14 protein-coding genes are annotated in these 14,835 nt (G+C 55.9%); all 14 read right to left on the reverse strand.

The window, feature by feature from the left end; all coding sequences use genetic code 11:
• Window positions 1-5: 5 nt before the first annotated feature.
• On the reverse strand, window positions 6-1,448 hold the full coding sequence (gene nuoN, locus M2418_RS05135) for an NADH-quinone oxidoreductase subunit NuoN (protein ID WP_259145215.1): 1,443 nt from the start codon (window positions 1,446-1,448) through the stop codon (window positions 6-8).
• An 18-nt stretch (window positions 1,449-1,466) separates the two neighbouring features.
• Entirely contained in the window at window positions 1,467-2,978 is a 1,512-nt protein-coding gene (locus tag M2418_RS05140) for an NADH-quinone oxidoreductase subunit M (protein WP_250982795.1), read from the reverse strand.
• Window positions 2,978-4,978 carry an NADH-quinone oxidoreductase subunit L gene (gene nuoL, locus M2418_RS05145; protein WP_259145223.1) on the reverse strand — a complete coding sequence of 667 codons (2,001 nt, stop codon included), beginning with the start codon at window positions 4,976-4,978 and terminating at the stop codon, window positions 2,978-2,980. The genes M2418_RS05140 and nuoL overlap by 1 nt, the downstream gene beginning before the upstream one ends.
• 7 nt (window positions 4,979-4,985) lie before the next feature.
• Window positions 4,986-5,294: an NADH-quinone oxidoreductase subunit NuoK gene (gene nuoK / locus M2418_RS05150; protein ID WP_192487566.1), complete on the reverse strand. Its 309-nt coding sequence runs from the start codon at window positions 5,292-5,294 to the stop codon at window positions 4,986-4,988.
• A gap of 28 nt (window positions 5,295-5,322) precedes the next feature.
• Window positions 5,323-5,937 (reverse strand): NADH-quinone oxidoreductase subunit J, encoded by a 615-nt coding sequence (locus tag M2418_RS05155; protein ID WP_192487565.1) that lies wholly within the window; start codon window positions 5,935-5,937, stop codon window positions 5,323-5,325.
• Between the two features lie 135 nt (window positions 5,938-6,072).
• Window positions 6,073-6,564, reverse strand: coding sequence for an NADH-quinone oxidoreductase subunit NuoI (gene nuoI, locus M2418_RS05160; protein ID WP_192487564.1), 492 nt, complete (start codon window positions 6,562-6,564; stop codon window positions 6,073-6,075).
• Between the two features lie 39 nt (window positions 6,565-6,603).
• Window positions 6,604-7,647 (reverse strand): NADH-quinone oxidoreductase subunit NuoH, encoded by a 1,044-nt coding sequence (gene nuoH / locus M2418_RS05165; RefSeq protein ID WP_192487563.1) that lies wholly within the window; start codon window positions 7,645-7,647, stop codon window positions 6,604-6,606.
• Between the two features lie 11 nt (window positions 7,648-7,658).
• Window positions 7,659-9,740 carry an NADH-quinone oxidoreductase subunit NuoG gene (gene nuoG / locus M2418_RS05170; protein WP_192487562.1) on the reverse strand — a complete coding sequence of 694 codons (2,082 nt, stop codon included), beginning with the start codon at window positions 9,738-9,740 and terminating at the stop codon, window positions 7,659-7,661.
• 156 nt (window positions 9,741-9,896) lie between these two features.
• Complete coding sequence (gene nuoF, locus M2418_RS05175; RefSeq protein ID WP_250982798.1) at window positions 9,897-11,201, reverse strand: NADH-quinone oxidoreductase subunit NuoF; 1,305 nt, start codon at window positions 11,199-11,201, stop codon at window positions 9,897-9,899.
• Between the two features lie 10 nt (window positions 11,202-11,211).
• The gene (locus tag M2418_RS05180; protein WP_259145230.1) at window positions 11,212-12,333 is read right to left on the reverse strand and encodes an NADH-quinone oxidoreductase subunit E; all 1,122 of its coding nucleotides are present in this window, start codon (window positions 12,331-12,333) and stop codon (window positions 11,212-11,214) included.
• A gap of 16 nt (window positions 12,334-12,349) precedes the next feature.
• Entirely contained in the window at window positions 12,350-12,604 is a 255-nt protein-coding gene (locus M2418_RS05185; protein ID WP_192487559.1) for a hypothetical protein, read from the reverse strand.
• A complete protein-coding gene (locus tag M2418_RS05190; protein ID WP_250982800.1) occupies window positions 12,604-13,794 on the reverse strand; it encodes an NADH-quinone oxidoreductase subunit D in 1,191 nt (396 codons plus the stop codon). Before M2418_RS05190 ends, M2418_RS05185 begins: the two co-directional genes overlap by 1 nt.
• Window positions 13,787-14,224 carry a GFA family protein gene (locus M2418_RS05195; RefSeq protein ID WP_192487557.1) on the reverse strand — a complete coding sequence of 146 codons (438 nt, stop codon included), beginning with the start codon at window positions 14,222-14,224 and terminating at the stop codon, window positions 13,787-13,789. Before M2418_RS05195 ends, M2418_RS05190 begins: the two co-directional genes overlap by 8 nt.
• Window positions 14,221-14,823, reverse strand: a complete 603-nt coding sequence (locus M2418_RS05200) for an NADH-quinone oxidoreductase subunit C (protein WP_192487556.1) — start codon at window positions 14,821-14,823, stop codon at window positions 14,221-14,223. The genes M2418_RS05195 and M2418_RS05200 overlap by 4 nt, the downstream gene beginning before the upstream one ends.
• Window positions 14,824-14,835 lie beyond the last annotated feature (12 nt).

A 14,835-nucleotide genomic window follows, 5' to 3' on the forward strand; every position in this document is an offset into this window, starting at 1 on the left:
TCCGCTCAAAAGAATGTCTTGGCTGCAGCGTTGACTGCGTTACCGACAGGTCCGCCGAACAGAATGAAGCCGAGAACGAAGAGACCGGACAGCGCATAGACAATGCGGTGTTCGATAGCTGGGCGCTCAAACTCACCCTTGGCATCGTCAAACCACATCACCTTGACCACACGCAGGTAGTAGAATGCACCAACAACCGAGCCAACCACACCGATGATAGCCAGTGCGTAGAGCTTGGCTTCGATGGCTGCCAGGAACACGAAGTACTTACCGAAGAAGCCTGCCAGCGGCGGAATACCGGCCAGCGAGAACATCAGTGCGGTCAGGACAACGGCCATGAACGGGTTGGTGGAGGACAGGCCAGCGAGATCATCGACATTCTCGACATTGCCGATTTCCTTGCGGCGCATGGACAGAATGCAAGCAAAGGTGCCGAGCGTCATGACCATGTAGACAGTCATGTACATGACAACGCCGGAAATGCCCGCTTCCGTGCCAGCGGCAAGACCAACCAGCGCGTAACCCATGTGACCGATGGAGGAATAGGCCATCAGACGCTTGATGTTGCGCTGGCCGATAGCGGCAAACGAACCAAGCAACATGGATGCGATCGAGATGAACACAACGATCTGCTGCCAGTCGGCAAATACCGGCTGGAAGGCTTCAACCACGATGCGGACCAGAATGGCCATCGCGCCGATTTTCGGAGCAGCGGACAGGAACGCAGTAACCGGAGTTGGTGCGCCTTCGTAAACGTCTGGCGTCCACATGTGGAACGGAACGGCAGAGATTTTGAATGCGAGACCGGCCAGCACAAACACCAGACCGAAGACCAGACCGAGCGAACGGGTTTCAGAGGTCAGAACCTTGGCGATTTCTTCAAAGCCAGTGTTACCAGTGAAGCCGTAGACCAGCGACATGCCGTAGAGCAGCATACCGGAGGACAGCGCGCCGAGCACGAAGTACTTCAGACCAGCTTCCGTGGAACGCAGGCTGTCACGGTTGATGGCGCAGATGACGTAGAGAGCAAGCGACTGAAGTTCCAACGCCATGTAGAGCGAGATCATGTCGTTTGCCGAAATCATCAGCAGGATGCCGAGGGTGGCAAGCACCAGCAGCACCGGATATTCGAAGCGCCCTATCGGCTCAACGCGGTTGTGGCCGATGGTCAGGATCATCGCCACGATCGAACCGATCAGGGCAATCACCTTCATGAAGTTACCGAAAGCGTCGGCGATGAAAGCGCCGCCGAAAGCGACGCCACTTGCGGGGTTAAAGACGATCCAGAGACCCGCAATGACGAGCAACGCAACTGCGAGGCCCGTGACTGTCGTTGTCGACTTGTCGCCCGAGAATACGCCAACCATGAGCAACGCCAGGGCACCGACCGCAAGGATCAGTTCCGGTGTCGCGATATGCAGACTGGCTAAGAGGAGTTCAGCGGTCATGTCCAACGGGTCCTGTCGTCAATTCAAAGTGAGCGCAACATTTTGCGCCGCCTGCAGTGCAGCCGTATAGTTGTTGATCAGCAGATCGACCGATGCAGCAGTCGCATCGAATACCGGAGCCGGATAGACACCGAAGAAGATCGTCAGGGCAACAAGCGGGTAAAGTATGACCTGTTCACGTGGAGACAGATCGAGCATGGCCTTCAGGCTTTCCTTTTCGAGCGCACCGAAAATGACGCGGCGGTAGAGCCACAGCGCATAGGCGGCAGAAAGGATAACACCAGTGGCAGCAAACAGCGCGACCCAGGTGTTGGCACGGAAAACGCCGACCAGTGTCAGGAATTCACCGACGAAGCCGGAGGTGCCAGGCAAGCCGACATTGGCCATGGTGAAGATCATGAAGGCAACAGCATATTTAGGCATGTTGTTGACCAGACCACCGTATGCGGCAATGTCACGGGTGTGCAGGCGGTCGTAAACAACGCCTACGCAAAGGAAGAGCGCGCCCGATACGATACCGTGTGACAGCATCTGGAAGATAGCGCCCTGCAAGCCCTGCACGTTGGCCGCAAAGATACCCATGGTCACGTAACCCATGTGGGCAACGGACGAATAAGCAATCAGCTTCTTGATGTCTTCCTGCATCAGCGCGACCAGTGAGGTGTAGATGATGGCAAGAACGGACAGGGTGAAGACGAACGGCGCGAAATAGTCAGATGCCAGCGGGAACATCGACAGCGAGAAACGGATGAAACCGTAACCGCCAAGCTTCAGCATCACGCCAGCCAGGATAACCGAACCAGCGGTCGGTGCCTGAACGTGCGCATCTGGAAGCCATGTATGAACCGGCCACATTGGCATTTTCACCGCGAAAGCCGCGAAACATGCCAGCCACAGCCATGTCTGCATACCTGCAGGGAAGCCGAATTTCAGCAGTTCAGTGATGTCGGTCGTGCCAGCCTGCCAGTACATCGCCATGATGGCGAGCATGGTCAGAACGGAACCGAGCAACGTGTAGAGGAAGAACTTGTAGGATGCGTAGACGCGATCCTTGCCGCCCCAGACACCGATGATAACGAACATCGGGATCAGTGTTGCTTCGAAGAACACGTAGAACAGAACAATGTCGAGAGCCACGAACACACCGATCATGACCACTTCCAGAAGAAGGAAGGCGATCATGTATTCCTTGATGCGCTTTTCAACCGAGTTCCAGCTGGCCAGAACACAGAACGGCATCAGGAATGTTGTCAGGATGACGAACAGCATGGAAATGCCGTCGACACCAAGGTGGTAAGCGGCGATCTCGCCGAACCATGCATGCTTCTCAACCATCTGGAAGCCCGGGTTCGAATTGTCGAAACCGATCCAGATGAACAGCGACACGATGAATGTGAACACTGTCGTCAGCAGGGAGACGTTCAGAATATTACGGCGACCATACGGACCGTTTTCATTCGTCAGCAGCAGAAGTGCGACGCCCACCAGAGGCAGGAACGTGACCGTGGAAAGAATTGGCCAATCGGTCATTACAGGGCACTCCCGAGCATCATCCAGGTAACAAGGACCGCGATACCAATCAGCATCGCAAACGCATAGTGATAGAGGTAACCGGACTGCAGGCGAACGATGCGGTTGGTTACATCAACCACGCGTGCTGCAACACCGTTTGGTCCGTAGGTGTCGATGACGGCGACGTCACCCTTCTTCCACAGGAACTTGCCAAGGGCTTTGGCCGAACGCACGAACAGGAAGTCGTACAGTTCATCGAAATACCACTTGTTGAGCAGGAACTGGTAGAGGCCACGGTGTGTTTCGGCCAAACGCTTCGGTACCGAAGGCGACTTGATATACATGTACCAGGCCGTCACGAAACCAAGAGCCATTGCCGCAAACGGGCTCCACTTTACCCAGGTCGGAACATTGTGGAACTCATGGACGATGTGGTTCTCAGGACCGGTGAACAATGCACCCTTCCAGAATTCCTCATAGTGATGGCCGTAGAAGTATTCCACAAAGGCAACACCGGCAAACAGCGCACCAACCGTCAGGATAAACAGCGGAATAAGCATGACCATTGGCGATTCATGGACGTGGTGCATGACATCGTCAGAAGCGCGTGGCTTGCCGAAGAAGGTCATGAACGCGAGGCGCCATGAATAGAAGCTGGTGAACAGAGCCGCGATAACCAGCAGCGTGAAGGCGAAACCGCCAAGGCTGGAATGCGAGGCAAAGGCAGATTCGATGATCGCATCCTTGGAGAAGAAGCCGGCAAAGCCGATCACTGTTCCAGGAATACCAACGCCCGTCAGAGCCAGCGTACCGATTGTCATTGTCCAGAAGGTGACAGGGATGTGCTTGCGCAGACCACCCATGTAACGCATGTCCTGCTCACCATCCACGGCGTGAATGACCGAGCCGGCGCAAAGGAACAACAGCGCCTTGAAGAAGGCGTGCGTGAACAGGTGGAATACGGCCGCGCCGTAAGCGCCAACGCCGAGAGCCACGAACATGTAACCTAGCTGCGAACAGGTCGAATAAGCGATAACGCGCTTGATGTCGTTCTGAACCAGACCAACCGTTGCTGCAAAGAATGCAGTGATCGCGCCGATCAGGGTCACGAATGTCAGGGCATCCGGCGACAGTTCGAACAGAGGCGACATACGGGCAACAAGGAAGACACCCGCGGTCACCATGGTCGCGGCGTGAATGAGCGCCGACACAGGCGTCGGGCCTTCCATCGCGTCCGGCAGCCAGGTGTGCAGCAGGAACTGAGCCGACTTACCCATCGAACCCATGAACAGCAGCAGGCAGACGGCGGTGATCGCGTGACCCTTGTCGAGTTGCATGCCGAACAGGTTGATGACAGCTTCGGTCGATGCAGCGCCCTCTGCAGGCAGATAGGTGCTGGCAGCCGCGAAGATCGTTTCAAAGTTGATCGAGCCGAACAGCACGAACACGCCGGAAATACCGAGAATGAAACCAAAGTCACCGACGCGGTTGACGATGAACGCCTTCATGGCCGCAGCAGAAGCCGACGGTTTCTTGAACCAGAAACCGATGAGCAGGTATGAAGCCAGACCCACGCCTTCCCAGCCGAAGAACATCTGCAGCAGGTTGTCGGAGGTGATCAGCATCAACATCGCAAAGGTAAACAGCGACAGGTATGCAAAGAAACGCGGGCGATGCGGATCATGGTGCATGTAGCCGATCGAGTACAGGTGAACCAGCGTGGACACGGTGTTGACCACCACGAACATCACAGCCGTCAATGTATCGATACGGAATGCCCACTGGACATCGATGCCGCCGGACTGGATCCAGCGCAGCACTTCAACCTTGATCACTTCGCCGCCCTCGCCGTGATGGCCGAGCGCAACGTTAAAGAAAACAATCCACGACAGGATTGCGACAACGATCATCAGACCGCTGGTGACATATTCCGAAGCCTTCGCGCCGATCGAGCGGCCAAAGAGGCCTGCGATCAGGAAGCCGATAAGCGGCAGAAAGACGATAGCCTTATAGATCATAGCCTTATCAGCCCTTCATCATATTAACGTCTTCCACGGCAATCGAGCCGCGGTTGCGGTAGAAGACAACGAGTATTGCAAGACCGATAGCGGCTTCAGCAGCAGCAACGGTAAGAATGAACAAGGCGAACACCTGGCCAACGATATCGTTGAGGAACGACGAGAAAGCGACCATGTTCAGGTTCACGGCAAGCAGGATCAGTTCGATCGACATCAGGATAATGATGACGTTCTTGCGGTTCAAGAAGATGCCGAACACGCCGATCGTGAAGAGGATGGCGCTGAGCGTCAGGTAGTGGGAAAGTCCAATTTCCATAATTTCTATTCCTTGATCCGTCCGCGCCTCAGATACCCTGCCCCGGCTTCACCTTGACGACTTCGATAGCCGTCTTCGGATCACGGGCAACCTGCTTGGAAATGTCCTGACGCTTGATGTCCGTACGGTGACGCAGGGTCAGTACGATCGCACCAATCATGGCAACCAGAAGCACAAGGCCAGCAAGCTGGAAGTAATAGACGTAATGTGTGTAGAGCACATCGCCGAGAGCCGCCGTGTTGGTGCGCTCCGCGATTGGCGGTATTGGCATGCTGATCGACTTTGCTGCCTCAGGCGAAATCATGCTGCCACCGATCACGATGATCAGTTCTGCGGCAAGAATGACGCCGACCAATGCGCCGATTGGCGCGTATTGCAGAACGCCAGAGCGGAATTCCGCGAAATCGACATCCAGCATCATGACGACGAACAGGAAGAGCACCGCCACAGCGCCGACATAAACGACCAGCAGGATCATGCCGAGGAATTCAGCGCCCGTCAGCAGGAAGAGAGCAGCAGCGTTGAAGAAGGTTAAAATCAGAAAGAGAACCGAGTGAACCGGGTTCCTTGCCGAGATAACCATGAATGCCGACGCGACCGCGACGAAGGCGAATATATAAAAGAATACAGCCTGCAGACCCATGTTGGTGCCTTTTTGTCCTGATCGGGCGAGCGAAACCTGTCACCCTGCCCGTTTGGAGGCCTGCGGTAAAACCGGCAGGCCCTACTTACAATTTGCGGTTTTCCGTAACAGTCAGAGCGACGGAAACATGCTTTCTTAGCGGTACGGTGCGTCGAGCGCGAGGTTGCGCGCGATTTCCCGTTCCCAGCGATCGCCATTTTCCAGAAGACGAGCCTTGTCGAAGTAAAGTTCTTCACGCGTTTCAGTGGCGAATTCGAAGTTCGGGCCTTCGACAATCGCGTCAACCGGGCAAGCTTCCTGGCAGAAACCGCAATAAATGCACTTCACCATGTCGATGTCGTAACGAACGGTACGACGTGTACCATCATTACGGCGCGGACCAGCTTCAATGGTAATGGCCTGCGCAGGACAGATGGCTTCACACAGCTTGCAGGCAATGCAACGCTCTTCGCCATTTGGATAACGGCGTAGCGCATGTTCACCACGGAAGCGCGGAGAGACCGGACCCTTTTCAAAGGGATAGTTCACCGTTGCCTTCTGTTTGAAGAAGTGGCGCATCGTCAGGAAAATAGCTCCGACGAATTCCTTGAGGAACAGTGAATTGACGGCTTGTGAAAGGCTTGCCATCTCAACCTCCAAATCTGCAAGCGGACTGAACGGACATCATTATGCCGTTCCCGTCAGCTTGAGTACGAATGCAACAATAACGACCATGGCGAGCGACAGAGGAAGGAAGACCTTCCAGCCGAGTCGCATCAGTTGGTCATAGCGGTAGCGCGGAACGAATGCCTTCACCAGAGCGAACATGAAGAAGACCATGCCGCCCTTGAGGATAAACCACACAATGCCCGGAACCCAGTTCAGGAACCACACGTCGACGATCGGCAACCAGCCCCCTAAGAACAGGATGGTTGTGAGCGAGCACATCAAAACGATGGCCGCATATTCGCCGAGCATGAACATCATGTATGGGGTCGAGCCATATTCCACCATGTGACCGGCAACCAGTTCCGATTCCGCTTCCGGAAGATCGAAGGGAGGACGGTTGGTTTCTGCAAGGCACGAAATGAAGAACACGATGAACATCGGGAACAATGGCAACCAGTGCCAGTCGAGGAACGAAGCCGGAAGGCCGATCATTGTTCCAAGTCCGGTCTGCTGTGCATTGACGATATCCGTCAGGTTCAACGAACCGACGCAAAGAAGAACGGTCACGATAACAAGACCGATCGACACTTCATAAGATACCATCTGCGCGGCGGAACGAAGTGCACCAAGGAACGGGTACTTGGAGTTGGACGCCCAACCACCCATGATGATGCCGTAAACTTCGAGCGACGAAATCGCGAAGATGTAGAGAATACCGACATTGATGTTGGCGATGACCCAGCCATCCGCAAAGGGGATAACGGCGTAAGTCGCCAGAGCCAGCGTCACTGCAACCAGCGGCGCCAGAAGGAAAACTGCCTTGTTGGCACCGGCCGGAATGACCGGCTCCTTGAGAATGAACTTCAAAAGGTCGGCAAAGGACTGGAACAGACCCCAAGGACCAACAACGTTTGGACCACGGCGCAGCTGAACAGCAGCCCACACCTTACGGTCAGCCAGCAGGATGAACGCGATGAAAACCAAGAGGCAAACGAGAAGCAGCAGGGACTGGCCGATCATGATCAGCGCGGGCCAGACATAGCTCCAGAAAAACGAATCCATAATCTCCTGCCTTACTCTGCCGCAGCCTTGAAATTGTTGCGGGCCAATGCGGAGCACTCAGCCATCACGGCGGACGCTCTCGCAATAGGGTTCGTCAAATAGAAGTCCTTCACGGGTGAAGCAAACCCGGACTTGTTCATTTTACCGGCCTTTTTGGCCAGAGCTTCGATATCGGATGCGTTGCCGGCTGCAATTTCGTCGAGACCGGCGAAGTGCGGGTGGGCAGCGTAAAGCTGCGCGCGCAGGGCAGACAGCGAATCGAACGGCAGCTTGTGACCGAGAACGTCGGAAAGCGCACGCAGGATTGCCCAGTCTTCACGAGCGTCGCCCGGTGCGAAACCGGCGCGGTTGCCCATCTGAACGCGGCCTTCGGTGTTGACCCAGATGCCGGACTTTTCGGTGTAGGCAGCGGCAGGCAGGATCACGTCGGCATTCATTGCGCCGTTGTCACCATGCGAACCGATGTAAACCGTGAACTTTGCAGCCTTGGCCGACAGGTCGATTTCGTCTGCGCCGAGCAGGAACAGAACGTCCATCGACGATACCATTTCAGCAGCGGCAACACCGCCCTGCCCCGGCACGAAGCCGAGATCCAGACCGCCAACGCGTGATGCTGCGGTGTGCAGAACCGAGAAGCCATTCCATTCTTCGGAGACGGCGCCAACAGCAACGGCAAGCTTCGCAGCAGTTGCCAGAACGTCTGCACCATCAGCGCGCGACAATGCGCCCTGGCCGATGAGGATCAGCGGGTTCTTGGCGTTCTTCAGCTTTTCAACAAAGCTGTGCGAACCATCTGCCAGTTCCTTCAGCGTGTCCGTGCCGGAACCGAGGTAGTCATAGGAGTAACGCAGTTCACCAGCTTCGCCGATCAGACCGATCGGGAAACCGCCACGGCGCCAGCGCTTGCGAATGCGTGCGTTGAGCACGGCAGCTTCGTAACGTGGGTTGGCACCAACGATCAGCAATGCGTCAGCCTGTTCAATACCTTCGATGGTGGCATTGAAGAGGTAGCTTGAACGGCCGAGCGCCGGGTTAAGAGCAACGCCGTCCTGACGGCAATCGACATTGGCTGAACCAAGCGACGCCAGCAGCGACTTGAGCGCGAACATTTCTTCAACCGATGCCAGGTCGCCAGCGATCGCGCCGATCTTGTCGCCGCTTGCGGCGGACACTGCGGACTTGATGGCGGCAAAGGCCTCACCCCAGGATGCTGGTGCGAGACGGCCATTCTGGCGAACGTAAGGACGGTCGAGACGCTGGGTCTTCAAACCATCCCAGATGAAACGGCTCTTGTCGGAAATCCACTCTTCGTTGATGGCTTCGTTGACGCGCGGCATAACGCGCATCACTTCGCGACCACGGGTGTCAACGCGGATGGCAGAACCCAGAGCATCCATCACGTCGATGGTTTCAGTCTTGTTCAGTTCCCACGGACGCGCCGTAAACGCGAACGGCTTGGAGGTCAGCGCGCCAACCGGGCACAGGTCAACAACGTTACCCTGCAGCTCGGAGGTCATTGCCTGCTCGAGGTAGGTGGTGATTTCAGCGTCTTCACCGCGGCCGATCAGACCGAGTTCAGCGATACCAGCCACTTCCGTCGTGAAGCGAACGCAACGCGTGCAGTGAATGCAGCGGTTCATCACGGTCTTGACGAGCGGTCCAATGTACTTGTCTTCAACCGCACGCTTGTTTTCAGCATAACGCGAACCAGCAATACCGAAGGCCATAGCCTGGTCCTGAAGGTCGCATTCGCCGCCCTGGTCACAGATCGGGCAATCCAGCGGGTGGTTGATCAGCAGGAATTCCATCACACCTTCGCGGGCCTTCTTGACCATAGGTGTGTTGGTGAAAATCTCAGGCAGTTCGCCATTCGGGCCGCCACGCACATCGCGTACGCCCATGGCGCAGGATGCGGCAGGTTTGGGCGGTCCGCCCTTTACCTCGATAAGACACATGCGGCAGTTACCCGCGACCGACAAACGCTCGTGAAAACAAAAGCGCGGAACTTCAGCTCCAGCCTCCTCACACGCCTGCAACAGCGTGAAATGATCCGGAACCTCGATCTCTTTACCGTCAACCTTGAGCTTTGCCATGGTTCTACTTACGTCCTGTTGCCTGTCCGTCCCGCACTCTTTGCGTTCCGCGACAAATCCTCATCGCAATAGCGCAAACGAACTGCGCTTCATGCTTCATTTTGTCAAAGGCACCGGTATCATTACCGGCACCCTGCCCTGCACAATCGAAACCGATTATTCAGCAGCTTCCAATACAGCGCCATGATCCATGGCTCTGTAGGTGTATTCATCGATACGCCGTTCGATTTCCGGACGGAAATTGCGGATCAGAGCCTGGATTGGCCATGCAGCCGCATCGCCCAGCGCGCAGATGGTGTGGCCTTCGATCTGCTTGGTCACTTCCAGCAGCATGTCGATTTCGCGCTTCTGCGCATTGCCCTTCACCATGCGCTCCATGACGCGCATCATCCAGCCTGTACCTTCACGGCAAGGCGTGCACTGGCCGCAGCTCTCGTGCTTGTAGAAAGCAGCCAGACGCCAGATGGCTTTAACAATATCCGTCGACTTGTCCATCACGATCACAGCAGCCGTACCGAAGGACGACTTCACATCACGCATGCCGTCAAAGTCCATCGGTGCGTCGATTATATCTTCGGCCTTGACGACCGGGCAGGAAGAACCGCCTGGAATAACGGCCAGCAGGTTATCCCAACCGCCGCGGATACCGCCACAGTGACGCTCGATCAGCTCACGGAACGGAATGCCCATGGCTTCTTCGACCGTGCAAGGACGGTTGACGTGACCGGAGACCATGAACAGCTTGGTGCCGACATTGTTTGGACGACCGATGGCGGAGAACCATGCAGCGCCACGGCGCAGGATGGTTGGTGCAACTGCAATCGACTCAACGTTGTTAACGGTGGTCGGGCAGCCATAAAGACCCATGTTGGCCGGGAATGGCGGTTTGAGGCGTGGCTGGCCCTTCTTGCCTTCTAGGCTTTCCAGAAGTGCTGTTTCCTCGCCGCAGATATAGGCACCGGCACCATGATGCACGTAAACATCAAAATCCCAGCCGTTCTTGTTGTTTTTACCCAACAAACCGGCGTCGTAGCATTCATCGATAGCGGCCTGCAGCGCTTCACGCTCACGCATGTATTCGCCGCGAACATAAATGTAAGCCGTATGGGCACCCATGGCGAAACCGGCCAGAACGCAACCCTCGATCAGGGTATGCGGGTCATGGCGCAGGATTTCACGGTCCTTGCAGGTGCCTGGTTCGGATTCGTCGGCGTTGACCACGAGATAATGTGGACGGCCGTCGTTTTCCTTCGGCATGAAGGACCACTTGAGACCTGTCGGGAAGCCAGCGCCGCCACGACCACGAAGGCCAGAGGCCTTCATCTCATTGATGATCCAGTCACGGCCCTTTTCAATAAGGATCTTTGTACCATCCCAATGGCCACGCGACATCGCGCCCTTCAGGGACTTGTCCTTAAGGCCGTAGATATTGGTAAAGATGCGATCTTGATCTTTTAACATACGTCACCTCTTACCGCGGCTTCTTGCCGAAGACTTTAATGTATTCGGCTTCGCCACCTTTGGCGAGCGCCTCGGCCTGGCGGACCCAATCGTCCCGCACAATACGACCCTTGAAATTCAAGTAGCCATCAACCCATTCCTGTTCGTCCTTTTTCCATCCCGCAACTTGCGCGAAGGTGAAGATGCCGATGTCATGCAGAATGGATTCGATTTTCGGACCTACGCCCGAAATCAGCTTCAAATCATCCGGAGTTTCAGGCTTTGCAACGGCGGCAGGACGATTCTTGTCGTCCAGAGAAGGCTTTTCAGACTTCGTATCTACGCCAGTTGCTTCCTTCTCGGCTGCCTTGACGTTTTCCTCGGCTGCCTTTGGGGCAGTAAGAGGCGTCTTCAGCTTTGGATCTGTTTCAGGTGCATCCGTCTTAGGCTTTGCCGCATTGGACGGCGGAACCTGTGCCGTATCTGCTTTGGCTTCAGCAGGTGCAGCAGCCGGAGCTTCAAGATTGGTACGAACCAGCTTGATTTCTTCGGTCAGCGACGTCAGGCCGCCTTCAGGTACCGAGAAATGACGGTCGATCTGTGGGCCGGGAGTGATGGTGTCACCCTTGCCTGCTTCAAACGCGTCGATGATCTCTTCCAGACGCTCAGGCGTCAGATCCTCATAGGCATCCTTGAAGATGATAACCATTGGTGCGTTAACGCAGGCGCCCTGACATTCAACTTCTTCCCAGGACAGCGTGCCTTCGGCGTTTGGTGTCAGCGGATCATGGTGGATCTTGTGACGGCAGACATCCATCAGCGCTTCGGAACCACGCAGCATGCACGGCGTTGTACCGCACACTTGAATGTGGGCGCGCGTACCAACCGGCTTCAGCTGGAACTGGGTGTAGAAGGTCGCAACTTCCAGGACGCGGATATAGGGCATATCCAGCATGTCAGCGATCTGCTCGATGCAGGCACGGGTAACCCAGCCATCCTGCTCCTGAGCCCTCATCAACAGAGGAATCACTGCGGACTGCTGACGGCCTTCCGGATATTTCTGGATCGTCTTTTCCGCCCATGCAGCATTTGCCTCATTGAAGGCAAAGTTGACAGGCTGGACCTGATCTTCGGCTAATCGACGAACGGACATACTAGCTCACGCCTCATCAGTTTAACGGCTCACACCGCGACTCCACCACCGTGGCGAATTCGCAGGCATAAGCCGATTTGTCTTTTTGCAAAAATACAATGAACTTCTTGCCGTTGGGCACCGAGGCCTTGATCTCGTAGCCTGCGGACAGAAGTCCTCGAATGGTGGAAACGCCGCCACTGGATGCAGAGCTCATGTTGTCCGATGTCTGTGCAAATGCAGCAGACGCGCCGGACAACAGAACAGCCATATATGCCAGTGGCAGACGCATTAGCGGTCGACCTCCCCGAACACGATGTCGAGAGAACCAAGAACAGCCGTCACGTCGGCGAGCTGATGGCCCTTGCAGAGGAAATCCATGGCCTGCAGGTGCACAAAACCCGGAGCGCGAATCTTGCAGCGGTAAGGCTTGTTGCTGCCGTCGGCAACGACATAGACGCCGAACTCACCCTTCGGTGCTTCAACGGCGGCGTAAACCTCACCAGCCGGCACGTGGTAACCTTCGGTATAGAGCTTGAAGTGGTGAATGAGCGCTTCCATCGAACGCTTCATTTCGCCACGCTTCGGCGGAACGACCTTGCCGTCAAGCGCCGATACGGCGCCAACGCGGTGCTTGCCCTGCAGAAGCTCAACGCACTGCTTCATGATGCGAACCGACTGGCGCATCTCCTGCATACGAATGAGGTAACGGTCATAACAGTCACCGTTCTTGCCGACAGGAATGTCGAACTCCAAATCGGAGTAACATTCGTAAGGCTGCGAACGACGCAGGTCCCAGGCAGCGCCGGAACCACGAACCATAACGCCCGAGAAGCCCCAGTTGAACGCGTCTTCCAGCGTCACAACGCCGATATCGACGTTACGCTGCTTGTAGATGCGGTTATCGGTCAGCAGGCCTTCGATGTTGTCGAGAACGGTAATGAACGGGTCACACCACTTGCCGATATCATCGACCAGCTCTGGCGGGATATCCTGGTGTACGCCACCTGGGCGAACATAGGCTGCGTGCATGCGCGCGCCACAGGCACGCTCATAGAACACCATCAGCTTTTCGCGTTCTTCGAAGCCCCAAACCGGCGGTGTCATGGCGCCAACGTCCATAGCCTGCGTGGTGACGTTCATGATGTGCGACAGGATGCGGCCGATTTCGGAAAACAGCACGCGGATCAACTGACCACGCATCGGTATTTCAAGGCCGAGAAGCTTTTCAACAGCAAGCGCGAAGGCATGCTCCTGGTTCATCGGCGAAACGTAGTCCAGACGGTCGAAATACGGCACGGCCTGAAGGTAGGTCTTGGTTTCGATCAGCTTTTCCGTGCCGCGGTGCAACAAACCGATATGCGGATCGACGCGCTCGACGATTTCACCGTCCAGTTCAAGAACAAGACGCAACACGCCGTGCGCGGAAGGGTGTTCCGGGCCGAAGTTGATGGTGAAGTTGCGAACATTATGTTCAGTCATGCTTTTGCTCCGCCGACGTGACCATGGCGATGAATTCGGCACCGGTCATGTTCTTCGTGGCCTGGGTGAATGAATAGCAATCAGGCTTTTCGTCTATAAAAATCTGCGAAACGAGCCGGTAATCGGAAGGGTTCTCGAATGCCTGAACGGAAACGGCCGTGTGCGCACCATCCTTGGAACGCCACAAAAGGGTGCTGCCGCATGACGCGCAGAAACACCGCTCACCCCATTCAGAAGACGAATAGACGCCAAGCGCCTTTTCGTCTGCAAACGTCACACCTTCGCATTCAACCGCGAGAAAGACGCCGCCGGACCAGCGACGGCACATGGAACAATGGCAGACACCGACCTCCCGGGCACCAACCTGTGCCTCGAAGCGAACGGCGCCGCAAAGACATTGCCCCTGCTCTCGCGTTGTTTCGGTCGTCATTGCTTCGCCTTCTCGTCGCCCGGAAGAACGTAATCCGTTCCTTCCCAAGGAGAAAGGAAGTCGAAGTTACGGAATTCCTGCTTCAACTCGACCGGCTCATACAGAACGCGCTTCAGTACGTCATCGTAACGTACTTCTACAAATCCGGTAACCGGGAAGTCCTTGCGCAGCGGATGGCCTTCAAAGCCGTAATCGGTGAGAATACGACGAAGGTCGGCATGGCCCTCAAACGGAATGCCGTACATATCCCATGCTTCGCGTTCGAACCATTCCGCACCCATGAACACGGATGTTGAGGATGGAACGCCCTCGTCTTCCGCGACCTGCAGCTTCACCCGCACACGCAGGTTCTGACGCGGAGACAGAAGATGATAGACAACATCGAAACGCTTTTCGCGGCGCGGCCAGTCAACGCCGCAGATATCGATAATGTTGATAAAACCGCACTGGACGTCATCCCGCAGGAAGGTCAGCAGTGCGATAACATTGGCCGGCGTTGTGTTCAGGGTGAGTTCGCCGAAAGCAATATCGGCAGACTCAACCAACGAACCACGTGCTTCCTTAACATAGGCAGCAAGATCGGTAAGAGCTTCACTCATTCGTACTGTCCT

The sequence above is a fragment of the Rhizobium sp. BIGb0125 genome, from assembly GCF_024810055.1.
GTDB lineage: Bacteria > Pseudomonadota > Alphaproteobacteria > Rhizobiales > Rhizobiaceae > Agrobacterium.

Excerpts from the sequence above, each read along its gene's own strand:
- M2418_RS05180 (WP_259145230.1), bottom strand. The coding sequence starts at position 12,333 with ATGTCCGTTCGTCGATTAGCCGAAGATCAGGTCCAGCCTGTCAACTTT.
- M2418_RS05140 (WP_250982795.1), bottom strand. The coding sequence starts at position 2,978 with ATGACCGATTGGCCAATTCTTTCCACGGTCACGTTCCTGCCTCTGGTG.
- nuoH (WP_192487563.1), bottom strand. The coding sequence starts at position 7,647 with ATGGATTCGTTTTTCTGGAGCTATGTCTGGCCCGCGCTGATCATGATC.
- M2418_RS05155 (WP_192487565.1), bottom strand. The coding sequence starts at position 5,937 with ATGGGTCTGCAGGCTGTATTCTTTTATATATTCGCCTTCGTCGCGGTC.
- nuoG (WP_192487562.1), bottom strand. The coding sequence starts at position 9,740 with ATGGCAAAGCTCAAGGTTGACGGTAAAGAGATCGAGGTTCCGGATCAT.
- nuoK (WP_192487566.1), bottom strand. The coding sequence starts at position 5,294 with ATGGAAATTGGACTTTCCCACTACCTGACGCTCAGCGCCATCCTCTTC.
- nuoI (WP_192487564.1), bottom strand. The coding sequence starts at position 6,564 with ATGGCAAGCCTTTCACAAGCCGTCAATTCACTGTTCCTCAAGGAATTC.
- nuoF (WP_250982798.1), bottom strand. The coding sequence starts at position 11,201 with ATGTTAAAAGATCAAGATCGCATCTTTACCAATATCTACGGCCTTAAG.
- nuoL (WP_259145223.1), bottom strand. The coding sequence starts at position 4,978 with ATGATCTATAAGGCTATCGTCTTTCTGCCGCTTATCGGCTTCCTGATC.
- M2418_RS05195 (WP_192487557.1), bottom strand. The coding sequence starts at position 14,224 with ATGACGACCGAAACAACGCGAGAGCAGGGGCAATGTCTTTGCGGCGCC.
- M2418_RS05200 (WP_192487556.1), bottom strand. The coding sequence starts at position 14,823 with ATGAGTGAAGCTCTTACCGATCTTGCTGCCTATGTTAAGGAAGCACGT.
- nuoN (WP_259145215.1), bottom strand. The coding sequence starts at position 1,448 with ATGACCGCTGAACTCCTCTTAGCCAGTCTGCATATCGCGACACCGGAA.
- M2418_RS05185 (WP_192487559.1), bottom strand. The coding sequence starts at position 12,604 with ATGCGTCTGCCACTGGCATATATGGCTGTTCTGTTGTCCGGCGCGTCT.
- M2418_RS05190 (WP_250982800.1), bottom strand. The coding sequence starts at position 13,794 with ATGACTGAACATAATGTTCGCAACTTCACCATCAACTTCGGCCCGGAA.